At 73.8% G+C, this 22845-nt stretch carries 20 protein-coding genes; 10 read left to right on the top strand and 10 right to left on the bottom strand.

What is annotated here, in order from left to right:
• Nucleotides 1-221: 221 nt before the first annotated feature.
• The 10 genes from ACFWPI_RS26525 to ACFWPI_RS26480 all read left to right on the top strand — a co-directional run bounded on the left by ACFWPI_RS26525 (nt 222) and on the right by ACFWPI_RS26480 (nt 15080).
• Nucleotides 222-4139 (top strand): hypothetical protein, encoded by a 3918-nt coding sequence (locus ACFWPI_RS26525; RefSeq protein WP_380375291.1) that lies wholly within the window; start codon nt 222-224, stop codon nt 4137-4139.
• Between the two features lie 415 nt (nt 4140-4554).
• On the top strand, nt 4555-7326 hold the full coding sequence (locus ACFWPI_RS26520; protein ID WP_380375289.1) for a hypothetical protein: 2772 nt from the start codon (nt 4555-4557) through the stop codon (nt 7324-7326).
• A 77-nt stretch (nt 7327-7403) separates the two neighbouring features.
• Complete coding sequence (locus ACFWPI_RS26515) at nt 7404-8501, top strand: hypothetical protein (RefSeq protein ID WP_380375287.1); 1098 nt, start codon at nt 7404-7406, stop codon at nt 8499-8501.
• Nucleotides 8502-8636: 135 nt separating this feature from the next.
• On the top strand, nt 8637-9245 hold the full coding sequence (locus tag ACFWPI_RS26510; protein ID WP_380375286.1) for a hypothetical protein: 609 nt from the start codon (nt 8637-8639) through the stop codon (nt 9243-9245).
• A gap of 122 nt (nt 9246-9367) precedes the next feature.
• The gene (locus ACFWPI_RS26505; protein ID WP_380375285.1) at nt 9368-9547 is read left to right on the top strand and encodes a hypothetical protein; all 180 of its coding nucleotides are present in this window, start codon (nt 9368-9370) and stop codon (nt 9545-9547) included.
• A gap of 168 nt (nt 9548-9715) precedes the next feature.
• Nucleotides 9716-10321 carry a hypothetical protein gene (locus ACFWPI_RS26500; protein WP_380375284.1) on the top strand — a complete coding sequence of 202 codons (606 nt, stop codon included), beginning with the start codon at nt 9716-9718 and terminating at the stop codon, nt 10319-10321.
• Nucleotides 10322-10582: 261 nt separating this feature from the next.
• The gene (locus ACFWPI_RS26495) at nt 10583-11797 is read left to right on the top strand and encodes a hypothetical protein (protein WP_380375283.1); all 1215 of its coding nucleotides are present in this window, start codon (nt 10583-10585) and stop codon (nt 11795-11797) included.
• 315 nt (nt 11798-12112) lie between these two features.
• The gene (locus tag ACFWPI_RS26490; RefSeq protein WP_380375282.1) at nt 12113-13099 is read left to right on the top strand and encodes a hypothetical protein; all 987 of its coding nucleotides are present in this window, start codon (nt 12113-12115) and stop codon (nt 13097-13099) included.
• On the top strand, nt 13099-13575 hold the full coding sequence (locus ACFWPI_RS26485; RefSeq protein ID WP_380375280.1) for a hypothetical protein: 477 nt from the start codon (nt 13099-13101) through the stop codon (nt 13573-13575). Before ACFWPI_RS26490 ends, ACFWPI_RS26485 begins: the two co-directional genes overlap by 1 nt.
• A 224-nt stretch (nt 13576-13799) precedes the next feature.
• Nucleotides 13800-15080, top strand: coding sequence for a 3'-5' exonuclease (locus ACFWPI_RS26480; protein ID WP_380375279.1), 1281 nt, complete (start codon nt 13800-13802; stop codon nt 15078-15080).
• A gap of 396 nt (nt 15081-15476) precedes the next feature.
• On the opposite strand, the gene ACFWPI_RS26475 is transcribed toward ACFWPI_RS26480, so the two are convergent.
• The 10 genes from ACFWPI_RS26475 to ACFWPI_RS26430 form a co-directional block, all read right to left on the bottom strand.
• Complete coding sequence (locus ACFWPI_RS26475; protein WP_380375278.1) at nt 15477-15980, bottom strand: hypothetical protein; 504 nt, start codon at nt 15978-15980, stop codon at nt 15477-15479.
• Nucleotides 15981-16038: 58 nt separating this feature from the next.
• On the bottom strand, nt 16039-16992 hold the full coding sequence (locus ACFWPI_RS26470; protein ID WP_380375277.1) for a hypothetical protein: 954 nt from the start codon (nt 16990-16992) through the stop codon (nt 16039-16041).
• Between the two features lie 88 nt (nt 16993-17080).
• Nucleotides 17081-17344 carry a hypothetical protein gene (locus ACFWPI_RS26465; protein WP_380375276.1) on the bottom strand — a complete coding sequence of 88 codons (264 nt, stop codon included), beginning with the start codon at nt 17342-17344 and terminating at the stop codon, nt 17081-17083.
• Nucleotides 17345-17433: 89 nt separating this feature from the next.
• The gene (locus tag ACFWPI_RS26460) at nt 17434-18150 is read right to left on the bottom strand and encodes a hypothetical protein (protein ID WP_380375275.1); all 717 of its coding nucleotides are present in this window, start codon (nt 18148-18150) and stop codon (nt 17434-17436) included.
• Entirely contained in the window at nt 18147-18467 is a 321-nt protein-coding gene (locus tag ACFWPI_RS26455) for a hypothetical protein (protein ID WP_380375274.1), read from the bottom strand. Before ACFWPI_RS26455 ends, ACFWPI_RS26460 begins: the two co-directional genes overlap by 4 nt.
• Before the next feature lie 58 nt (nt 18468-18525).
• Entirely contained in the window at nt 18526-18981 is a 456-nt protein-coding gene (locus tag ACFWPI_RS26450; RefSeq protein WP_380375272.1) for a hypothetical protein, read from the bottom strand.
• Nucleotides 18982-19059: 78 nt separating this feature from the next.
• Nucleotides 19060-19881 (bottom strand): hypothetical protein, encoded by an 822-nt coding sequence (locus ACFWPI_RS26445; RefSeq protein WP_380375271.1) that lies wholly within the window; start codon nt 19879-19881, stop codon nt 19060-19062.
• A gap of 104 nt (nt 19882-19985) precedes the next feature.
• Nucleotides 19986-20315: a hypothetical protein gene (locus ACFWPI_RS26440; protein ID WP_380375269.1), complete on the bottom strand. Its 330-nt coding sequence runs from the start codon at nt 20313-20315 to the stop codon at nt 19986-19988.
• 99 nt (nt 20316-20414) lie between these two features.
• Nucleotides 20415-21338 carry a ParA family protein gene (locus tag ACFWPI_RS26435; RefSeq protein ID WP_380375268.1) on the bottom strand — a complete coding sequence of 308 codons (924 nt, stop codon included), beginning with the start codon at nt 21336-21338 and terminating at the stop codon, nt 20415-20417.
• A 28-nt stretch (nt 21339-21366) separates the two neighbouring features.
• The coding region (locus ACFWPI_RS26430; RefSeq protein WP_380425075.1) for a ParB/RepB/Spo0J family partition protein at nt 21367-22845 on the bottom strand (1479 nt) is incomplete at its 5' end.

Genomic DNA, 22845 nt, shown 5'->3' with positions numbered 1-22845 from the left:
CCCCGTGGCGGGAACGGTCCGGGCGCAATGTGGCGGGTTCGGTGGAGGGGTGCACGAGGTGGCGGGAACGGCGCCCGGCCGATGCACGGGGTGGAGGGTTCGGTCCGGGGGTGCCCGGGGATCGAAGTAGGCCGTTGTGGAAGTTACGCAACTTGCGCTAAAGTGAAACCCGTACCGCTCACCGGGGTCGTCGACCCCGACCGAACCACTGGAGAAAATCCGTGACCGCTACGTCCATCGCCGTTGCCGCTGTTGCTGATCTCGCCGAACTGGTCGCGCTGGTGACCGCCCGTCACCTCACTGTCCCGCGGAACCTGTCCAAGCTCGCCACCGACGCCGCGGCGGCCGGTTGGACCGTCACCCCCGAAGTTGGCATGGGGTGGCTGGCTGTGAGCTTGACCGGGCGGGTTCAGTTCGGTCGGGGGAGCGTGGCCGCGGGTCTGCGGTGCATCTGGCGGGAGAACGGTAAGGGCGGGTTCCGGTGGGACAGTGCGGAGCGCTACCGCGACGGTGAGCTTGACCGTGAGGGAATCGCGTGGGGATCGGTCAACGGGTGGGTTGAGCGCGCGACCGCGGTTCTGGTCGACCCCGCGGCGGAGGCGGACGACGTCACGTTCGAGGGGCGCGGCGCGGCGGAGTGGTTGGCAGTGACGAATGCGCACGGCGAAACCGCGGCGGAGGCGTACGAGCGGGGCCGCAACGTTCGCGACCGGATTAAGGGCATGCTTGGGCACTGGTTGCCGCTCCGGGAGTGCGGCCCGGATGGGGACCTCAGTCTCCGGGCGGAGAGCGTTCCGGCGTGGGTGGACGCGGTGGACGACGCCACGTTCGGGCCGTTCCGTCGCCTTGACCGCCGGTCGGTGCGGGTGAACGACATTGAGCGCGCGCTCCGGTGGGAGATCGCGGAGGCGGGCGACGAGAAGCGGACGCCGGGCGCGCGTCGGGCCGCGGAGTTGGCCGGCCGGGCCCGCGTGCTGGCGGACGGGTGCGCGGCGGAGGCTGACGCGCTGGAGTCCATGCTTCTCGACGCGGAGGCGGAAGCGCTGTGCGCCCCCTACGTTGACGCGATTATGGACGAGATGGAGGAGAGCGAGCGCGAGTGGCGCGCCGCGAACCCGACCGCCGACGTTCGAAAGTTCGCCGGTGCGGTGATCCAGACCATCGGCGACGCGGACATTCGGTTCAGCGAGTGGTGGGCGAAGCGCAACACCCCCGGCATGACGTACTGGCAGGGCTGGAACACGTGGCAGGCCGAGCGCGGGCAGGCCACGGGCGCCGAAACCCACGCGTCGGTGCAGCTGTACGGGGAGACGGACCGCGCGATCCTGGCGGTTGCCGAGGAGTTCGCGGCCCGCGCGAAGTACACCGACGACGCGGAGCAGCAGCAGCGCGCGGCGCAGATTGCGGAGGCGGCGCAGCGCGGGGCCGCGCTGCTCGCCCCGGGGGCCCGTCCGCAGCGCAACGAGATCAGTGACATCGCGTCCCGCCTGTGGGGGCTGATGTGTGGTCGGGGTGTGTGGGGCGGGGGCCGGACCATGGACACGGCGGCGGACCTTGAGACCGCGGCGGAGTGGAACGCGGACACGGACGAACTGCGCCGACTCCTCCTGATCCGTCACGGGCTCGACGTCCGGGGCCGTGCGGGCGCCGCGGTGCGCGAGGAACTCAAGGCGGAGGAGTCGCGCCGCGGGGAGATTGCCCGCACGGCGTACTATGCGGCCCGGACCGCGGGTGCGTCGGAGGAGTCCGCGCACGCGGCCGGTGCCGACGCGCGGGCGCGGTATGAAGCGGACGCGGAGGGGCGGCCGGCCGACGGGCGCGAGCGATTCGAGCGCGGCGCCTATGTGTGGGTCGGGCCGGCGGCGGACACGGCGAACGAGCCTTACGTCGCGAGTGTGCTGGGCTACACCCGCAACGGCGCCTTTGAGGTGCGGGAGCCCGCGCGCGGGATGGTTGTTCACGTCCCCGGTGACCGGTTGTCCCCCGCCACCACGGAGGAGGCGGAGACGGACCGCGCGCGCCGCGAGCGCGAGCGCGAGGAACAGGACGCGGAGCGGGAGCGGCGCAACGCTGCGGCGCGGGCCGCGGCGGCGGAGGCGGACCGCCTCCGGAAGGTGCGCGAGGAGCGGCAGCGTGCGCGCACGGAGGCGGCGCGGGGTACCGAGGCACGGATCGCGATGAACGGGGCTTGGGCGCCGGAATTCAGCGTCCCCGCGTCGATCGACGAACTGTGGAAGCTCGCCGCGTGCATGGGGTGGCGTATGACCCGTCAGACCACCGGCACGGGCTACTCGTCGTCGATCATTGTCACCATCGGCGGGACCACCGACGCGGGTGTGTGGCGCTTCGGACTGGTGTGGACCGTGTCCCGCGGCCGGTACTCGGTCAACAAGGCGGCCGGTTGGGCTACCTGGGCAGACGAGCGGACCGGGCCGCGTGGCGGCCGGATCGACCCGACCATCGGCGACGTGAAGTCGATCATGTACACCGAGACGAACGAGGGGATTGCCGCGCCGCTTGGCGTGCTGGTGGGCGTGGACGGGCCGCAGGCGGACACCGGCACGGACGACACGGACGGGACGGACGGGGACGACACCCCGGGCGGTGGCGTCGAGCCGGACGTCGACCCCACGAACGGTCCCGCGGCGCCCGCCCCGGTCGAGCCCACCGTCGAGGAGCCGGCGACCCCCGCGGCCCCGGTGGTCGAGGGGAACGTCGAGCCGCCGGCGGCGGAGACTTCCGCGACTTCCGCAGAACTTGACAGGGACACCGCCAGTACGCGACCGGCGGACGCCCCGGCGGCGGTGCCCGCCCCGGTCGAGCCCGTCGTCGAGGAGCCGGCCGTCCCGGCGGCGGACCCCCGGGCGGCGGAGGAGGCGCGGCGGCGCCGGTCCCCCTACCTGTCCGGCGGCATCCCCCGCGTGACCCTGGCCCAGTTGGCGGCCGAGCGGGAGCAGCGGGAGGCGGCGCCGCTCCGGCACCGTGCGCGGGTGACCACCGGCAGCGGGAAGGCGGGCGAGTACCTCGGGCGCCGGGGAACCGACGGGCTGTGCTGGGTACTGCTGGACGGCGACACCTACCCCGTGACCGCCCGTCTGGCCGAGGTGCGGCCCGTCGTCGAGCCTCCCGTCGAGGGGGCGCAGGATGCCCGGACTTCCGGAGAACTTGACAGGGGCGCGGCAATCGAGCGACCGGTGCCGGCCGGCGACACGGCCGGGCCGGAGCCGACGCCCAAGGCGCTCGCCGAGGAGGAGGCGCGCCTCAGGCGGCGCGCGGCCTACCGGATCACCGAGGAGACGGGGCGGGCCGCGTGGCGGGAGGCGGGCGAGGCGATCGGGGCGCAGCGACGTGCCGAGCGCGGCCCCGACCCGGAGTTCCTCGGGGTCCTGGTCGAGGGGGAGGACGTCGCGCCGATGAATCCGGGTTGGGCTCAGGCGTGGTGGTTGCTGCGCGACTCTCACGGGTTCGGCTACGAGATCAACCAGCGCAAGCAGTGGCACGTGATGGCACAAGTGGGCGTCATCCTGGGGACCTCGATCCCCGCCCGTCTGGAGAACCTCGGCCGCTTCGACACCATCGAGGACGCGCTCGCGGCGGTCCGCGAGCATGCGCAGCAGCGCGCGGAGGCGGAGGCGGGCACCATCCTGGTTGAGCGGATCAAGCGGCTCGCCGCGGCCCCCGCCGCGCCCCGGCCGCCGGTCGAGTCCGCCGCCCCGCCGGTCGAGGCGGCGCCCCTGGCGGACGTCCGCGCCGTGGTCGAGGCCGAGGTTCGAGTCGCCGTCGCCCGGCCGGCTGACGGCCCGTCCCCTGCCGGGGCTGCCGGCGCCGACCGTCCGGGGCTGGCAGCCCCGGCAGGGGTCGAGGCGGTCGTCGAGCGGGCCGTCGAGGCGGCGTTCGAGCGCATCGTCGAGGCGGCCGTCGAGCGGGTACTCGCCCGGCTCGGGCAGCCGCCCGCCTCCGGGGGCCCGACCGTGGCCGTCGCCGCGGAAGCGGTCGAGCGGGTGCTCGCCGAGGCCGACCCCGCCCCCGCGGGCGGGCAGGCCGGCGGAGGCCGGCACGGCCGCAGGCGGAGCGGCCGGCCCGCCCGGGCACGGCGCGGCGCCGGCCGCCGCCGCGACAACCGGGCCCGCTCCCGGTGACCCGGTCCGGCTCCCGCGGCGCCTTCCGGAGGGACGCGCCGCGGGAGCCGGACCACCGGCTCAACCCCTTCTCGACAGAGCCTCGGTCGAGCTCCCTGAGAACTCCCGAGACTTGACAGGGACTCGGCAAACAGGTGACAAGGCCCCGCCTGGGCAGGTGCGGTCGCTGCCCCTGTCGCACCGGGGCAAGAGGTGGGGGTTCGAGTCTGTTCGCGCAGGTCACAGGGCGCGACAGGGCGCGGCGCGACAGGGGGCGCGACAGGGGACGCGACAGCCTGTGCGACGCTTTTGATCTCCGAGTGCCCGGCCGGCGAATCTGCGCGGCACGGTCAGTTGCGGAAGTTACGTAACTTCCGCTAAGTTCATCGGGCAGGACCCGCCGGGCCCGGCCCGGCACCCGACTTGAGAGGACGTCATGACGCAGACACACGCCACCGCCTACGCCGTCACCGCGGCAAACCGCGAGATCCCGGCCGGCCACCTGATGACCCGCGTCGAGGCCGGCCGCCGCGCCGGCCGGCTGCTGGACGTGAGCCCCGGAACCGCCGGCCGCCGCATCACCGCGGCCGTCGCCGCCGGCGAACTGGTCGAGCTCCGCGCCGCCGGTGACTGCCGACTGACCATCCCCGGCGCCCCAGCCGACGCGATCGTCTGGGCGGCGCCCGGCACCGTCGAGGGGACCGTCGAGGTCGTCATGGGCGACGTCGAGGACACCGTCGAGGTCGTCCTCTCCGACATCCCCCGCTCGACGCCGCGCCGCCCGCTCACGCGCCGCCCGCTGGTCATCTCGGCAGCCGACTGCAAGCGCCTGGCACAGGAGCTCTGCCGGCTGTGGGCCGAGGCGCGCACCGCCGCCGAGACCGGCCCCGCGGCCATCGAGGGCGCCCTCGCCGCCGCCGAACTGCCCAGCGCCGACACCGGCCGCGGATGGATGCTCAGCACCAGCGGCGCCACCGGCGCCCCGATGGTCATCCACGTGGACGGCGCCCGGATCACCCCGCGCCGGGGCAACACCGACGACGCCGCCCGGTGGGGCGAAGCGCTCGCCGCCATCGAGACCGCCCTCGCCGCCGGCGGCTTCCGCGCCCGCCGCTCCGGCCACGCCGTGCTGATCGAGGGCCGGCGCATCGTGGCCGCCGGGCCGGTCGTCGAGGCTGAGCAGCCCCAGGAGCCCGCGGCCGAACCCGTCGTCGAGGAGCCGGCCGAGCTGGTGCGCATCTCCGGGGCCTGCTTCATCACCACGGAGCAAGTCGCCGCCATGAAGGAGCAGGCCGCCACCGACCGTGCGGCGTACGAAGCCGAGTCGGAGCGACGCCGCGCGGCCCAGGCCTACCACTACGGCCCCGAGCGGGAGGCGGCGCAGCGCGCGGCCGTTGGGCAGGTGCGCGAGCTGCTGGGCGCGGCCGGCGTGCCGGACCTCAACGCCACCCCGACCGCAAACACCGGGTTCCGGGCGCGGAAGGCCGACCGGCCCGGCGTGTGGGTGATGATCGGCCAGACCCGCGGAATCGGCAACAGCCGCCCGGACCCGCGACGCCTGCCGTTCGACGCGCGCGAATGGGATGCGAACTTCGAGACGTGGGCCGGGGTGCTGCGGCGCGCGGGGTGGGAGACCACCGAGCCGACCGAGCGGGCGTTCTACGCCACCCCGCCGGCCGAGGCCGAGCAGCGCGTCGAGGACGTCGTCGAGGCGGAGGTCGTCGAGGACGACCAGGAGCAGCCGGCCACCGCGCCGGCGGCCGGCGCCGCGGTGGTGCTGTTCGTGGATGAGCCGCTGCCGCCGGCCGCTGCCGAGGCGGCGCGCGCCATCCTGGCGGCCGACCGCAAGTCCGGCGTCGAGGAGTTCGACCCGCGCGAGCTGGTCGGCTCGGTCTTCGCGGACGGGCTCCCGATCGAGACCACCGCGCCGGACGCGGTTGCCGCGCTCCGCCGGGCGGGCGAGGAGTCGGCCGAGCCCGGCGCCGTCGAGGACGCCGCGGCGGCGCTGTTGGCGGCGACCCGCACGGCCGGGCTCGGCACGTGGCGGCGCGTCGCCCGCTGGCTGACCGGCCGGGAGATTGAGCGGCGCACCGGGGCGGCGAGCGGGACAGCCGGCGGCGACCTGGTCGAAGACGTGCCCGAGCTGCTCGCCCTGGTGGACGCCGCGGCCCGGCTGCTCGCCCGGTGGCTGACGGGTCACTACCTGCCCGATCTCAAGGCCGCCGACCGCGCCGCACGTCAGATCGCCGAGGCCCTGCACGCCGCCACCGGCGCCGGCCGACAGACCGTCTGGCTCCAGATCGCCCGGTATGCGGTCGAGCGGGAGGCTGCCGCGCTGCCTGCCCCCACCCCCGCCACCGAACCCGCTCCCCTGCGTCCGTCCGTCCGGCCGGCCGCCTGGCTCCAGACCATCCGGAACGGGTTCGAGCCGGACACCGCCGCGCGGCCGGTCGCCGAGCTGCCCGCCGGCACCGGTGAACAACCCGTCACCGAGCCGGGCCGGCTCGCGCTGCCGGCCCCGGCCGGCGCGCGGCTGGACGCCGCGGCGGACCTGCTAGAGCGGATGCTCAAGGAGCGCCAGGCGTCGGACGGGCTCGGCCCGCTGCCGGAGTCGGTGCGCGTCCTCGACTACGACCTCGGGTCGTGGGAGTGGGGGTTCGAGTGCTCATTGCACGGCGGTGAATGGGAGCGGCAGCCGGGCGACTGGGCGACACGGGCCGAGGCCGAGGGGTTCGCCCGGCTGCACGCCGAGGACCACGCCGCCGAGGTCGCGGCCGTGCGAATCGCCGAGGAGGAGTTCGAGCAGGCCGCCGCGCTCGGCTTCTCCGCCGAGCAGGCCCAGGTGTTGAATCAGGCCCGCCTCGGACGGATCTGCGAGGACGCGCGCGGCTTCTACTACGACACCGACGGCGCCACGCCGTCCGGCGTGGTGCAGGGCCGGCGGGTCATGGACCTGTGGGCGCGTGGCCTGGTGAAGGTGCACGACATGGGCCCCGGCCGCCACCACCTCACCGCCACCGCGGCCGGCGCCGCTGTACTCGACCTGTGGACCCGCGCCCGCCGGATGGGCATCGTCACCCCCTCCGAGGCCGACACCATGGGCAGCACCGGCAAGGAGCGCGCCGCCTACCCCCGGATCAAGCCGGCGCCCTCCCCCGCCGCCGCGACCGAGGAGCCGGCCGCCGAGCCGGCCCGCACCACCACCTGACCACCCGCCCGGGGCCGGTCACCGCGCCGGCCCCGGCGCCCCGCCCACCACCCGAACACCACGGAGGAGCCCGCCCCATGACCACCGCGCCCCGCCCCGCCGCCACCGGTTCCCGCCTCACCCGGCGCAGCTGGACCCGCACCCGCACCCGCACCACGGCGGCCCGGCCGGCCGGCGCCATCACCTACAAGGGCCGCGCCCTCACCGGGATTGCCGCCGGCCCGTACGGCGCCCCGGTCGTCATCGTCGGCGAGCACGCCCCCGGCACCCCGGCCGCCGAGCAGCAGGGCGCCACCGTTCGCGGCTCCTACGGTCAGCGGGTCGCCGAGCTCCTCGACCTGGTCCGCGCCAGCCTCGACGCCCTCGACGACGCCCCGCTCGACGCGACCCGGGCGCAGCGTCAGCCGTGGTGGTACGACCCCGCCACGATCGAGACGTGCCCGCGCTCCGAGCGGCTCGCCGGCAACAGCCGCTCCCGACACCTCAACCTGCACGCCAAGCGCCGGGGCGAGGACTGCACCGACCCGGCGTGCGTCACCCACCGGCGCAAGGAGGCACGGCGCAAGGCCCGTTCGTACGGCATCACCGCATCGTCGGTGTCCGGGCTGCTCGGCGCGGCCGGCTTCGCGGTGCGTACCGACCGCAACCGCGGCGGGTTCTCCACCTCGGGCGACTCCGCGGCCCGCTGCGTGTGGCTCCACCCCGGCCACTACGACGCCGCCCGCCTTACCGCCGTTCTGACCCCCCGCGGCCTGGTCGTCACCGACGGCCCGACGGCCGGCGTACTGCGCGTGCTCACCCGCGCCGAAGCCGAGCACCAGGGCCTCGACCTGCCGGCCCCGGCCGCGGTCGCGGCGCCGGCCCTGCCGTCGACCGCCACGATCCGCGCCGCCCTGCGCCGGGCCGGCCTTCCGCTCGCGTCCACCCGCGACGGCGCACCGGACGCCGGCAGCGGGCTCGACGTACGGCGCGGCGAGCCCGGCGAGTGGGTGGTCGCGTGGAGCGCCGGCCACGACCGCGACGGCGGCGACGCGTACCGGGCCCGGTACGCCCGCCGCGCCGAGATGATCGCCGCCGCGGCCGAGGCCCTCGCCGGTGCCTACGAGTCCACCGTCGAGCAGCGCAAGGACTGGACACCGAAGATCACCATTACCGGGCTGCGGTCGGTCGCCTGACGCCGAGCAACGGCCGGATCGGGGCGCAGCACGGTGCCGGAGGAGAGGGCGCAGCACAGGCACTTGCGGAAGTTACGTAACTTCTACTAGTGTCTGTGTTGCGCCACCGACCACACGACAAGGGAGCCCGCCGAGATGACGACCCGGACCATCGCCCGCAACGCGACCCGCAAGATTGCCGCTATCCGCGAGGCCTTCACCGCGGCGACCCGCTTCGACGGCGGCAACGCCGAGACGCTCCCGTGCGACGCCGCGCAGGCCTGGGCCGACCTCTACTCGCACCGCTCGGCGCGCCTGATCGCCAACGACGCCGGCGACTTCTACACCATCCGCGTCACGGGCGAGCGCTCGTACACCCTGCGCAAGCCCGTCGCGCAGGACGTCGCCGACCGCCGGACCGCCGACTCCGCCGAGGCCGACCGCCTCGCCCGGCTGCGCATGAGCGTCTTCGGCGACACCTCTTCGGCCGCCTACCACCTGGTGTGCGCCGTACAGGATAACTGCGACGAGACCACCGCGGACGGTGGTCGCGAGTTCCGCGACGTCGAGCGCTGGCGCATGGTCGGCGACGAGGCGCAGTGCAGCACCAACGACGAGACCACCCCCGAGGAGCTCGCCGCGGCGTGGGCGGCCGTCCACGCGCTGAGCGTCCGCGACCTCGACGACTTCGACCACTTCCAGGCCGGCGCCGGCGAGCTCCTCGACCGCTTCGCCGCCCGCCTCGCCGCCGCCGAGGCTGCCTGATCCCGGGGCGACGGCCGCCGGGACGGACGCCGGCGGCCGTCGCCCGCCGGCTTGGGCGGCACTCCCCCGTCGATCCGCACACTGATTTACTGAGCATCCGAGGACAACACGCAAGGGGCGTCATGGTCGTACTGGTTGGTCTGGCCGTCGCGTTGGGCGGCGCCTGGTTCGCGCTGAACGGCGCGGTCCGCCGAGAAATCCTGTCCCTGGTGGGCGGAGTCGCGCTGCTGGGTGTCGGCTCGGCCCTGGCCCTGCACTGGCTCGACCCCCTCATCGACACCGTGGTGAACCCCTTCCTGTAGCAACCCGCAGCAGGCACCACGGCCCAACCCAGAGCCCCCGCCCAATCCGGGCGGGGGCTCTGTTCGCACCCCGCCCCGCCCCGTTCTCCGGTTGACTGCCACCGTCGACCAACACCACCGACCCCGGGCCCAAGGCTTCCTGTCGGTCCGTGACGAGAGGACATCCCCATGCCGAACACGACCGGTCCCGCCGGCCGGAAGAGCCGCCCGGCCGGGCGCTTGCAGGTGGTGCGCAACCTCAACGAGGAGGCGTTCGCCGAGGTCGCCGAAGCCGTCGAAGGGGGCGAGACGCTCGACGCCGAGCGCTTCGCCCAACTGCTCCTCAGGGCCGGGCGCCTCGACGGCCCGGCCCTGACCTTCGACGCCTGGTTTGGCGAGGTGATCGCCGAGGGCACCCTCGCCGCGCACCTCGGCCGGGTGTGGAGCATGGCGGAGTACCCCGACGCCGCCCTCGGCCACGACGGGTGGCGCGCCCTGTTCGACGCGGCCGGCTTCACCGCGGACGGCCGGCGCGCCGAACGCCCCGTCGAGGCGGTCGAACTCTGGCGCGGCAGTGTCCCCGAGCGGCGGGCCGACTGGTCATGGACCACCCGCCGGGCCGTCGCGGAGGGCTACGCCACCGGCACCGGTGTTCGCCGCCCGGCGACGGGCCGCCTGTATCGCGTCGTTGCCCCGCCCTCCGCCCTGCTCGCCCACAACAACGGCCGGGACGAGGACGAGTACGTACTCGACACCACCGGACTGACTATCACCGAGGTACCGCTCACCCGCTGACCCCTGCCCGCCGCTCCCACCCGACCGGCGCCACGACGGCCGGCAGGGAACGGGGCGGCACAACCAGTCGCACGCCCTGTCGCGATGGCGCAAGCGGCAGGGAGCGGCGGGTATCGGCGCAGGTCGCAGGGCATAGCAGGGCGCAGCGAGCCGGGCCGGCGCGACAGGGCCGCGACAGCCCGCATCGATCGATTGCGGAAGTTACGTAACTTCCGCTAAGGTGGCTTCACCGACCAGGGAAGCGCCGAAGGGAACCGCCCAGTGTTCAGTAAGTCCCGCCTCTACAAGCCCGCTCCGCGCACCGCCCCGCTGACCGCCACCATGCGCGCCGCGCTGACCACCATCCGCACCAAGGGCGTGGCCTTCGCCTACAACGGGATCAGCCGGCCCACCGTCGAGGCCCTCGCCGCCGCCGGCGAGATCGTGCTCGAACTCACCTACACGTGGGGGACCACCGAGGCTCGCCGCAGCTTCTCGCAGGGCGATTGGACCGCCTACCCCGCCCCGATGCCCTCCCCGGCCGCCGACGCGATCCGCATCGTCCGGTGGGGCGACCGGGCGTCGCTTCACCTCGGCTGCGAGTGCGAGCTCACCGAGGGCCACGAGATGCACCGCGCCTACCGCGCCGCCCAGCTCGCCGAGGCCGTCGCCGAGGCCCAGAGCCTCGCCACCGTCAACTATCCGGTGCACGTCTGCGCGAAGGCGCCGACCGGCCACACCCCCGCGCCGGGAGACCAGCGCTCCGCCGCCGCCCTCGCCACCGAGCCGCGGTGCGACTCCCCCTCGACCGCTCTTGCCCGCACCCTCAAGCGCCTCGGGCTCCGGCAGGGCCGCGGCGGCGACTTCCGCACCACCGGCAGCTACAACCACGCCGGCGAGCGCCTGCACACCTGGGTCATCACGCTCACCTCCCGCGCCGAGGAGACGATCGCCGAGCACGCCGACCGGATCGAGGCCGAGCTCGACCTCTCCGGGTTCCCGTTCGCGGTCTCGATCCGCTACATCGACGGCAAGCTGATGACCCGCGTCACGAACGGGAGCTTCGAGCGGGTCCGCGAGACCGCGCCCGCCGCCGCCCCGGCCGGCCCGGCTGTCGAGGACGTCCTCGACGGGATCGCCACCGCGATCACCACCCTGCGCATGGGCGCCGCCGTGGCCGCTGAGGAGCCGGCTGCCGCCGAGCACCCCACCGAGCCCGTGCGCACCGACCGCACCGGCGCCGTGTTGGAGACCAACGCCCCCGTCTTCCTGCACAACGACACGGGCCGCCCGACCCGCGGCATCGTCTGCGGCTGGGCCCCCACGACGGGCGCGCTCCTGGTCAGCCTCCCGGGTGGCGCCGTGGCCCATGTCACCGACGCCGCCCGGATCGAGCTCAACACCACCCCGGCCCTGTCCGTCGAGGAGATGCGCGAGATCCTCGCCGCCGAGCCGGTCGACCTGCTGCTCGACCCGCGGCAGAGCCCCGCCGCGTGACCACGCCGGGGGCGGCCCGGACCTCCGGGCCGCCCCCGGCAAAACCGCTGTGCCCTGCCACAGAGCGCGGCCCAGTGTCAGCCAGTGCCACCCAGTGCCGTTTCGTGTCATCGCGGTGCATGAGGTGACTAAGGTTGCTTCCACGGGTAGGAGACTGCCCCGGGCGGAGTCGACGCCCATACCGCCCCGAGCGCCCACGCTGCCGGGACGCCGGTAGAAGGTCCTGCGGGATCCGATCTGCGACACCATCTCTGACGATCCGCCGATCCGGGCGCGCCGCGTGGGGGCAACGGCCCGGAGTCGAGAGGAGTCGTCGTGTCCCGACGCGACACCGTCCAGCAGCGAGCCCGCGAATTCCAGAAGGCCGAGAAGGCAGCAGGCCGGCCCATCCGCTACCACGACGCGCTGAACCAGGTCCGCGCCGCCTCGGCCGGCCGCGAGCCCGTCGCCGTGCAGCCGACCCCCGTCGAGCAGGTCCTCGCCATCGCCTACACCCGCCAGCCCACCCCCACCGAGGCCGCCGCCGGCATCATCGCCGAGGAGCTCGGAGTCAGCGCGCTGCCCGCCGACGCCACCCCCGAACAGCGCGCCCGCGCCGAGGCCACATGGCGTCCCGCCGCACCTGACCAGCCCTGCCGCTGCTCCGGCACCGGCTGCCACCACGGCAAGCTCTGCCCGAACAGCGAGGAGGACGGCCCGGGCCGCCACAGTGAAGACGGATGCCCGGGGCAACTCGTCCACACCGACCGCTACCCCGGCTCGCTGTGGGGCATCACCGCCTGGTGGGACGAGTACGGGTGCGCCGACTGCGGCGAGAGCGTCGGGTGCAGCGTCGTACTCCCCGAGATCCCGTGGGGCGAACGTCGGCAGATCGAGGGTGGGTCAGGTACCACCAGCACGTACACCGGCATCTTCCCCGGCGTCCGCCACCCCAACTTCCCCGAGGTCGACAAGGACGACGGCGAGGGCGACCTCATCGGCGACGACTACGACGACGACGACTACGACGACTACGACGGCGGGGCCGCGCTCGACTACCGCGGCGCCGAGCCCGACGACGATCTCGACGGGCCCGCAGAGGACCTCGACGACGACGGGCCCGACCCGGATCCGGACGACTTCCGCGACGACGACCCCGAGCCCGAGCCCGGGTACGAGAAGGACCTCGACCCGTGGCCCGCCTCGGCTGAGGTGCAGTTCTCGGACGTCTCCCCGGTGGACGGCCCCGACGACCCGTTCGACGGGGAGCGCGACGCCGGACTCGACTGGCAGCGCAGCTACCACGACTTCCCGGCCCTGTGATGGCACGCCTGAGGGACTGCGCCGTACCTGCCCCGGAATGGGCGGCGCTCTGCGAGAAGCACCCGACCCACGACGGCGACCACCGCGCCGGAGACCTGACCTGGCCCCGTACCGAGTGCTGGGTGCCAGCACCGCCCGGCTACGCGCACCACTGCGTCCTCGACGCCGGGCACGACGGGCGGCATACCGCCAGGACTTGGCCCGGCTCCGCCGAGCAGCGCGAGCCGGCACGGATGGAATGGGATGAGCGGGGCGTCAGCGTCCTGCCGAACGCCCCGCTTCCCCGGCCGGCATGGACGCCGAACCCGCTCGCCGAACGCGACCCCGAGATCGCTTCCTGCGGCGGGCACCCGGTGTGCTCGTACTGCACCCCCGAGAAGCCGGGGCCGGTCGGCGTGCCGGTCATCATCGGCGGCCTGCCCGGTCAGCAGATCATTGCGGCGATGGTCGCCCACACCCGCGGCTCGGGCGGCTGACCCGACCGCCGAACCGAACGGCGCCCGGCCCCGCAATGGGGCCGGGCGCCGTTGTCGTCACCGCCCCCGAGGCCGGGGCGCAGCGTCCCCCTGCCGGGTGAATTTCCCTCGCGTACGCGAGCGCAGTAAGGGGGTATCCGCCCAACTTGGTTGCGAATCAAGGTACTTGACGCCGATTTGGGCGGTATGCCAGTTTCGTTCCACCCGACGAAAGGACGGTCCCCATGACCTCCGCCACCGACCAAACCAAGCCGACCAAGACCCACGAAGGCGCCCCGGTGTTCGAACCCGGCACCGCCCCCGAGCACCTGCTCACCGCGAACCAGCTCGGCGACCAGGGCCGCCGGGTCCTCAAGGGTCAGAAGCCGGCCGCCTGGCTCGACATGTGGATGCCGCGCCGCGGACGCGACTACGTCGCGCTGTACGACCCGGCCGACTCGATCGCCAAGCGCCCGTCTGCGGCCCAGCAGCAGGCCAAGACGCAGCGGCGCACCTGCGGGGCCTGCGTGCAGGCCTTCCCCCACCCGCTGCCGCTCCAGCGCATCGATACCCTCGGCCACCCGGCCCGCTGGTGCGGCCCGTGCCGCGACGCCGACCGGAACCTGTACCGGCGCACCTGCCGCCGCTGCGCCACCGTGTGGGAGCAGCTCGACAGCACGGGGCACGGCGGCACCTGCGCGGCCTGCTCCGAACACCTCGACCGGGCCCGGGCGGTCGCGCGGGCACTCGAAGAACGCGCCTGCCCGCGGTGCACGGTGCAGACCGCCACCGCCGAGGAGGTCGCCGCCGCCAAGGCCGCCGACTTCTACGCCTGGTGGAACCCCCGGGCCTGCGAGCCCTGCACGGCCGCACGACAGGCCGAGCGCGAGGAGGCCGAGCGGCACGCGTACCGCGAGCGCTGGCCCGAGGTCGAGGCGGTGCGCGCCTGGGCCCGCGAGCTGCTCGCCGACCCGGCGACCGCCATCATGGACACCGAGACGACCGGACTGCACTACGAGGCGCGGATCGTGGAGATCGCCGCGTACACCGCGGCCGGCGAGAAGCTCCTCGACACGCTCCTCGACCCGGGTGAGCCGATCCCGCCGGACGCGACCGAGATCCACGGCATCACGGATGCTGACGTGGCCGGATTCCCCACCTTCGGCGAGGTGCTGCCCGAGCTGACCAGGGTCCTCGCCGGACGCCGCATCGTGATCTACAACCGGTCGTTCGATCGCGACAGGCTGCGCCACGAACTCGACCGGTGGCACCGGGAGAACACCCCGCTCCACCCGCCGCTGATCTCCTCGCGCTGGCACGATCACCCGGCCGTCGAGGAGTGGATCGATGCGCAGCGGTGGGAGGAATGCGCGATGGAGCAGTACGCGCAGTTCGTCGGCGAGTGGAACGACTACTACGGCTCTTACCGGTGGCAGCGGCTCAACGGCGGCCACCGCGCCGGCGGCGACTGCCTCGCCGTCGCCGACCGGCTCCGCGAAATTGCGGCAGCCCCCGACCCGGCCTGACCGCCGAGTCCAGCGTGCAGCAGGCCGCGCCGACCGGCGCGGCCCTGCCCCGCCTGCCACCTGTGGCTATGCGGAAGACGCCTGAACTATGAGCGATTCGCATTAGTGCAGGTCGGTGGGGGTGCACGAATTGGCGGGTTCGGTCCCACTGGGGGTGCACCGTTTGGCGGGTTCGGTCCCACCTGCACAGATCGCGCTGACTCCACCCCGCGCGCGGCTATGCTCCGTGCGTTGCCATCAGCCCTCGCTCGTCCCCGACGCCCAACGCGCCCAGCAAGGCCCGCGCCGCCGTCGACTGAACGCCGCAACGCGAGACAGCCCCGGAGCTCAGGCTCCGGGGCTGTCTGCGTTCACGGGAACGGGCGGCCGTCGCTCACGGCCGGGCGCGCTGCGCCCTCATCGGGGCAGGTCCAGCGCATCCGCCCACCGGTTGCACGCCTCCACCACTCCGTTGAGCAGCGCCGCGCTTTCCGGCCCCGGAACCGACGCGCCGGCGCCGATGTCCCGCGCGAGTGCCTCCTCGACCGCCCGCCGCACCGCCTGCGGGATCCGCGGGAACGGGCCGACCCGCGACACCAGGACCCGGCCCAGGCCGCGCACGGCCGACTCGAACCCGGCCGGGCCCCCGGCCGTCGTCGGGTGGAGAACCTCCTCCGCCGCCAGCGCCGTTCCCAGCGCCACCCGGCCGACCCACCTCCGGATGCGCGCCACGACGTAGCAGAACCCCACCAGGGCGCCGATCACCCACAGAAGCCGCGACGGCCGATCCGCCAGCGGCAGCAGAGCAAGACGGCCGACAACAAGAACCGCCGCAGCAGCAACAGCCGGTGCGCACGCGAGCATCCACAGGTGGCGGCGCAGCGCCGCACTCGCCTGCGGGTCCTTCTCCACAGTGGTCACGACGGCAGTCTCCCCCACCCGACCGACAGCAACGCCCGGCCCGGACGGGCCGGCGTGCTCACGCCTCCTCCGGCCACACGTCGCGCACCACGACCGTGCGGCGCACCCCCGCAGACAGCATCGCCTGCGCGCGGTGCTGACCGTTGACGAAGCCGCCGCTGCCGTCCGGCGTGATCGCCACGCCCAGGGAGAACAGAGAATCCAAGGCCTCCCGCTGCCAGACGTCCGCCCCGGCCTCCTCCGCCCGCCGGTCGACGAACTGCGCCATGTCCTCGGCCTCGACGCCGGCCTCGACACCCTCGGCGAGGAACCGGAGCGCCATCCGGCTGACGGCGTGCCAGTCGCCGCCGTGGTACCAGCAGCAGTCACGCACCCGGCGCGAGGGCACCGCCTGCCGCCACCAGCGCCGCCACCACGACACTCCGTCCTCCGGCATGCACCCCGGCGCCCGGAACGGCGAAGGCTGGCCCAACTGCCGCACCGCGAACACCTCGAACCGTGACTCGGGCCCCGGCGGCAACTCCCGCGGCATGTACCCCTCGCCCCGGTCCTCGGCCACCGGCCCGCCGACCAACTCCGCCAACTGCGAAGGCGAGATCGCGCGCCACCTCGGCTTCCGCAGCCGGTACGGCTCGGCCTCGCCGAACGTCACCAGCTCGAACTCCTCGGGCAGCGCCGGGGATGGGCCGAGCAACTGCCGCTGCACCCACAGCGGCGGCAACTCCTCACCCGGACACAGCCGCTCCCACACCGCAGCCGCGTACCGCTCCGCCGCGTTCATCAATGACGCGCCTTCGTCCATGGTCTGCGTGACCACCGCCACCGGCCGCAGACCCTCCCCCGTGAACAACTGCACCCGGAACGACCACGGCACACCGCTCCCGTTGTCGATCCGGAACATGTGGTCGTCCACCGTGCACACCCGGGCCCCGGCAAACCGCAGCGCCGCCCGTACCGATCCCCGGGCCTGCGCGGAGTCCCCCGACACGGGGGCGAGGAGTTCGTCGTCCATCCCCGGATCATCCCGCGAGACCCCCCCCACCCGGGGAGGCCTACCGAGCATGGAAGTCGCCCCACCACCGAGGCCGGCAGACCAGCGGTCACCTCGGCCGGCGGTGCCGGCCGCGCCCGGCCCGGCCCGCCAGCGGCGGCAGATCGACAAGAGCGGGCACACCCACCAAAGCCGCCGTGTCCGAGACGAGGTGACCACAGTCCGGGCACGCACCCGGCGCGGCCGACACCCCCGGGCCCGCGCCGGCGAGCAGCTCGAACATCTTCAACGTCACCGCGCAGCCCTCGCACCCCAGCGGCCCGGAACCGAACCCGCCCTGCACCTCAACGTTGCGGAACAGATCATCACCCATGCTCAGGACAACGAGCGGCCCGCAGCAAGCAGTACGGCCCACGAAGCATCAGGCAAGGGCAACAGACAGCAGTGCGCCCAGGCCCGCCACTACGCCGACGCGCGGCCGATCTGCACCACCGGCTCGACCTGCGCCGCCGACTCCACCGCACTCACCCCGCCGGACGCGTCCGGCAGCAGCAGCCGCGCACTCCGGCCTCGCGCGGCCCTCCCACGTCCCGTGCAGTGCACCGTCACCTCGCGCCCGGTGAGAATTCCGTGCCCCTCACCCAATCCGAACCACACCCCACCCGACGTGCTCAGGCTCAGCGCTGCGCCCCGCCACGGTGTGGTGGTCAGCATCGTGGCGCCGGTGGCGCGAAGGCGGGCGGCGATCCGCTCGACCTGCCGGGCGGGCAGGGTGGCGGGCGGCTCGGTCAGGATGACGTCACAGGCCCCGGCCAGGATCGACACCACCTCGGCCCACGCATCGGCAGGCCGGTCCACCAGGAGCGTGCGCTCCCACGGCATGCCGTACCCGCGCATGCTCGCGAGACCGAGGTCGGGCAGCCCCACAACCGCAGACCACGTTGCGGGCGTCGCCGAAGCCGGCCCGGCGGCCAGCGCCAGCAGGAGGCTTGCACTGCCGAGGACCTCGACTGCCTCGCCGCGAGGGAGCCGGCCGTCCGGCAGTACCGGGGCGAGAGCGGGCAGCACCGGCCGTGTCTGCGCCTCGACCCTTGCCCGGCGCGCTGCCGGGCTGGTCTCCGCGAGGAGCTCAGCGAGCCCCGGCCGCCCGGGCGCAGCGGCGGGGGTGGGGGCGGTCATCGGTCGTCCCCGGCGAGGGTGTCGGCCGGGGTGTCGCGCTGCGGCAGCACCGGTTTCAGGGCCCCGCCCTTGTAGTGGACCCACGCCTCCGCGCCCGGGGCCCACTGCACACGGGCCGCCCACTGGCCGGGGCGGCGCAGCAAGCGCCAGCCGGTTAGCACCGCGGGGTTCCAGATACCGGCGTAGAGCACCCACACGGCCACCAGGTCCGGCAGGACGGCGCCCGGGGCGGCGGCGAGGTCGTCGTCGGAGACTCGGCGGACGTCGCGCCACGTGCGGGGGCCGGCGGCGTCGAACGGGGAGGTGCGGCGGTGCATGCCCTCATCATCTCGCACATGTGTGCGAATACCGAGCCGCCTTCGGCCGGACGACCGCCTACAGCACTGCCGCGGTCGCCGCGACGGCCCGCAGCGTGCCGGCCGCCTCGGCCGCGCGCAGCACAGCGCCGGTTGGGTCGCCGTCCACCGGGCCGCACAGCACCACCCGCTCATGCCGAACCACCAGGTCCCACATCGGCGGCGGCAACGGAACAGGTGAGCTCGCAGCAAGGAGGGTGTACTCGATCCCGCTCAGGTCCTCGGCGAGACGGACGACCGACACCAGCGCGCGCGACCGCCGGTCGAACACCACCGCCCACAGCTCATCGGCGTGCAGGAACCCGCTCAGCCGCCACGGCTTCCACCCGCACTCGCCCAGGTGCGCGGAGCCCGCCGCCGGGGACTGCGGTTCCAGCGCGAGCAGCAGCATCGGCCCGCCGGCGAGCCGCATATTGATCTTCGAGATCGCGAGTCCGTAGGCCGGCAGGCCGGGCGCGATGGCATCAGCACTCATGCGGGCATCGTGGCAGCCGGCCCGCCCCGCCATGCCGGTTTCACCCGATCGGGCGACAGCGCGAGAGGGTGCGCCGTCCTACCCGGCCGCCCCGGCCAGAGGCCGCGCCCGGTACTCCTCGACGGCCCGGTAGTCCCCGGTGACCGCGTAGCGGCGACAGGCGAGGAGGAGCCCGACGTCCTCGCCGATCTCCGCCGCCAGGACCCCGAGCGGGTCGGCGGCCTCCGCCTCGGCCCGGAACGCCGGCACCACGTCCAGCGCGAGCGCACCGAGCTGCCGGTCGCAGTCGGCGAGCTCGGCGACCAGGCGTCGGCCGCGCCGCACGGCCCCGGCGTCGTAGGGCGCCCCGGGCGGGACCTCGATCGCATCGAGGTCCTCCTCGACGACGTCGGGCCTGGCCCGCACCTGCGCGACGACATCCGCGACCACCGCGGCCACCAGCTCGGGCGCGAGCTGCCCACCGGCCTCGGCCGCGACCGGCCCCAACCGCTCGGCGAGCAGGGCGTTCACCTCACCCATCCGCCCCCGCAGCTCGACGACCGCCCGCACCGGCAGATCGAGCGGGAGCACGTCCCCCGCGTGGGACACCGGCGCCAGCACGCCCAGCGCCACCACCGCCCCCGTGATCTCCTCCGTCGCCCGCGCCACGTCGAGCAGCCGGTAGGCATGCGACCGGGAGACGTCGAGCTCCTCCCGCGCGTACTCCGCCCACGACGGGTACCCGAGTACCTCCCACACCCGGGCGTCGTACGCCCGCCGCACCGTCTCCGCCAGCCGGCCCGCCGACCGCCGGACGTCCTCGACCGCCTTCCGCACCTCCGCCGTCAGCGCCCGCGCCTCCTCGGCGTCCACCGGCACCACGACCTCACCCTCGACCGGCTCCCGGCCCTGCGCGTCCATGCCCGCGCCTCCTCTCGGGTGCACCCCCTACCCCCAGCATGCGCCCGGGCCGCCCCCGCGCGGCACAGCGCAGCAGGAACGGCCCGGGGGAGAGGGCGGCAGGGTCAGACGGAGTCCGGCTGGCCGGGGACCACCTCGGCGCCGGTGATCTCCGCACGGGCAGCGATCGCATGCCCGTCGCACACCCCGTACCGGCCCCCGTCGTCGGCCCGCACAGTGTGGGTGGCCGGCTCCGGACACGGTGCGTCGAGCCGGTCGAACCCCCAGACCCGGAGGCACCCCAGATCGGTGCACGTGGTCCGGTCGACGCTCGCGCGCAGGGTCGGCCCGTGATCCGGACACACCCCCCACGGCACGACGCAGCGCCCCGGATCGTCGGCGCTCTGCTGCTGGGCCCGTGCGTACGCGGCCCGGATCTCGGTGTCAGTGCTCATGCCGCCGATTCTCCTCGGCGCGCTCGCTACGGATGGCCGTTGAGTGGAAACAGCGCAGCCCCGGGCCGAGCGCCCGGGGCTGCGGAGGACTACCGGCGGTCAGGCCGCCTGAGTCAGGGGGCGGAAGCCCAGTTCCGTCGCGACCTTGCGGTACTCCTGGGCCGGCATGCTGTTCTTGGCGAGGATCGGGACAGGGCACTCGTCCCGGTAGATCTTGGGGATCTCGCCGGACCAGTGGACCAAGGGGAGAAGGACGTCCTTGTACGCGGCCTCGATCTCGCCGAGGGTCCTGAAGTGCTCCGCCCGCCCGAAGGACGCGTTCGGTGCGGCGCAGACCAGCACCCGCCGCATCGTGGGCTGAATCCCCTTCGTGATGTACTTCCGCAGGTTCCTGACCTCCTGAAGCTTGCGCTCCAGCTTCACCAGGGCGCCGGCCTCCTTGTAGGTGCACAGCACCGGAGGCAGCACCTCGCCGTCCACGGACTTGTCCAGCGCCACGAACGCCGTCACCGTGATGCGCCCGTACGTGGCGGGGCAGTCGATCAGGACGACGTCCCACTGCCCATCCATCGCGGCCAGGCCGTCACGGATCCAGTAGGCATCAGCGCAGCTCGGGTCGTTGAGGATCGTCTCGGGGTCGTCGATCTCCGGGTGATCGGTGTTGCCCGGGGCGACGTAGACGTTCGGAATCAGTTCGTAGGCGGCATCGGGGTTCTCGGGGTCGATGTCGTCTACGAGGTATCGGGCCGGGACGACGATCTCCGACAGTGCGGCCTGCTCCTTGATCACGTCAGTGATACCGAGCTGCCCCTCGCGGAACTGGCTGTAGCCGAGGACGGCCGTCGAGTTGCACTGAGGATCGAGGTCAATCACCAGGACCCGGTACCCGCGCTCGCCGAGGATCGCGGCCAGGCTGGTGCACGATGAGGTCTTGGCGGTGCCGCCCGCCTTGAGCGCGAAGACGATCACCCGGGTCTTATCCAACGTCCGCTGTGCGGCGGCGGCGAAGGTGCTGGTCAACATGGAGACTCCAGAGCAGGGGATGAAGCGGTCACTGCGCCGCGACAGCGGCAGGGGTCAGTCGGCTCTGCTCCCACGCGGTCGGCTGATAAGCCGCCTTGCTGGTGGTCAGGAACCTGACGTGCGCCCAATCGCGCGCGTCCCAGTCGCGGCCCGGCTGCGCAGCGCGCAGTTCGTCGGCGGCCAGGGAGAGAGCGAAGGCAGTCCGGCGCATCAGGTTAGCGTCACCGGTGGCGGCGACGGCAGCCATGTACGGAACAGGTCGCTTCTCGTTCGGTCCCTTACCGAGTTCGCGCAACCAGGTGTGAGCCAGGGTGGCCGCAGCCTTCCATTCGCTCGGGTTGAGTACGGCGTTGACGAGGTGAGTGGTCAGCTCGGCGGCCCCGGCGTACCGCTCTTCGGCGAGCAGTTGGCGGCAGGCGAGGCCGCGGGCCTCGGCCGCCTGCGCGGCGGGGTCCGGCTCCTGCTGCTCCTCCTGTTCTTCCTGGCCCCCGGAATCGTCGGCCCGCTCGCCCCCGTCGCCCTGGTGCGGGATGGTCGGTACCTCTGTGCCCCCCGCGTCGTGTTTCCCGCGGGAAACGTCCTCGCCGTCCGACTCGGGAGTCTGGTCGGCAGAGCTTCCGGGCTCGGCTGCGGTGTTGTGTTTCCCGCGGGAAACGTCGTCAGGTCCGGCTCCGGTGTCACCGTCCGGCCCCGTGGTGTCACCGGGGGCCGCCGACGTGTTTCCCGCGGGAAACGTCCCGCTCTGCCTGCTGCCGACCGTCTCCGCGTGCAGCCTGTTCTTCGCCGCCTCCGCAGTCAGGCTTTCGTCACGCATCCATCCGAAGGCACGCAGTTGCAGGGCATGAGCGGCATCGGTGTTGTTCTTGCCGGCGGCGTCCTTGATCGTGGACAGCACGTATCCGGCCTTCGGCGAGATGCCGAAGGCGACCGCCTCGGCGTCGTCCTGGTCGTCCGCGACCTCTGGGCCCGCGTGAACGGCATCCTGGATCGGCTGGGCCAGATCGAGGAGGGCGAGCAGCCGTGAGACCGAGCCCCGATGTTTGAAGCCGGCCCGCTCCGCGATCTGGTCGCCCGTCATGCCGCGTTGGCGCAGCAGGTCGAGCTGTAGGGCCTCCTCGATCGGCGAGAGGTCGTCGCGGTCGCTGTTCTCGCTGATCAGGTTCTCTTCGACCGTGCGGTCTTTCGCCCACTGGTTTCGGAGGATCAGCAGCATCTTCTGACCGGCCTGCAAGGCGGCGAGCCGGCGCCGGTGACCCGGGCCGAGGATGTAGGCGGCGCCCGGGTTTTCGATCCGGTCTTGCCACTCCGGGTAGTGCCTGATGAACAGCTTCATGGAGATAGCCGCGCCAGGGGTGTGGACACCCTGCCGCTTCACGCTCTCGACCATCTCGTCCATGCGGCGCAGGCTGAGGCGGCGGTTCATCGGGTTCGGGGAGATGTTTGCCGGGTCGAACGTGAAGAGCTCGCCCTCCTCCGGGTCGAGCTGGTGAATGCCCGTCGCGGCGGC

This window comes from Kitasatospora sp. NPDC058492 (assembly GCF_042720685.1).
Lineage (GTDB): Bacteria > Actinomycetota > Actinomycetes > Streptomycetales > Streptomycetaceae > Kitasatospora.
This window is presented reverse-complemented; position numbering and strand designations above follow the sequence as displayed.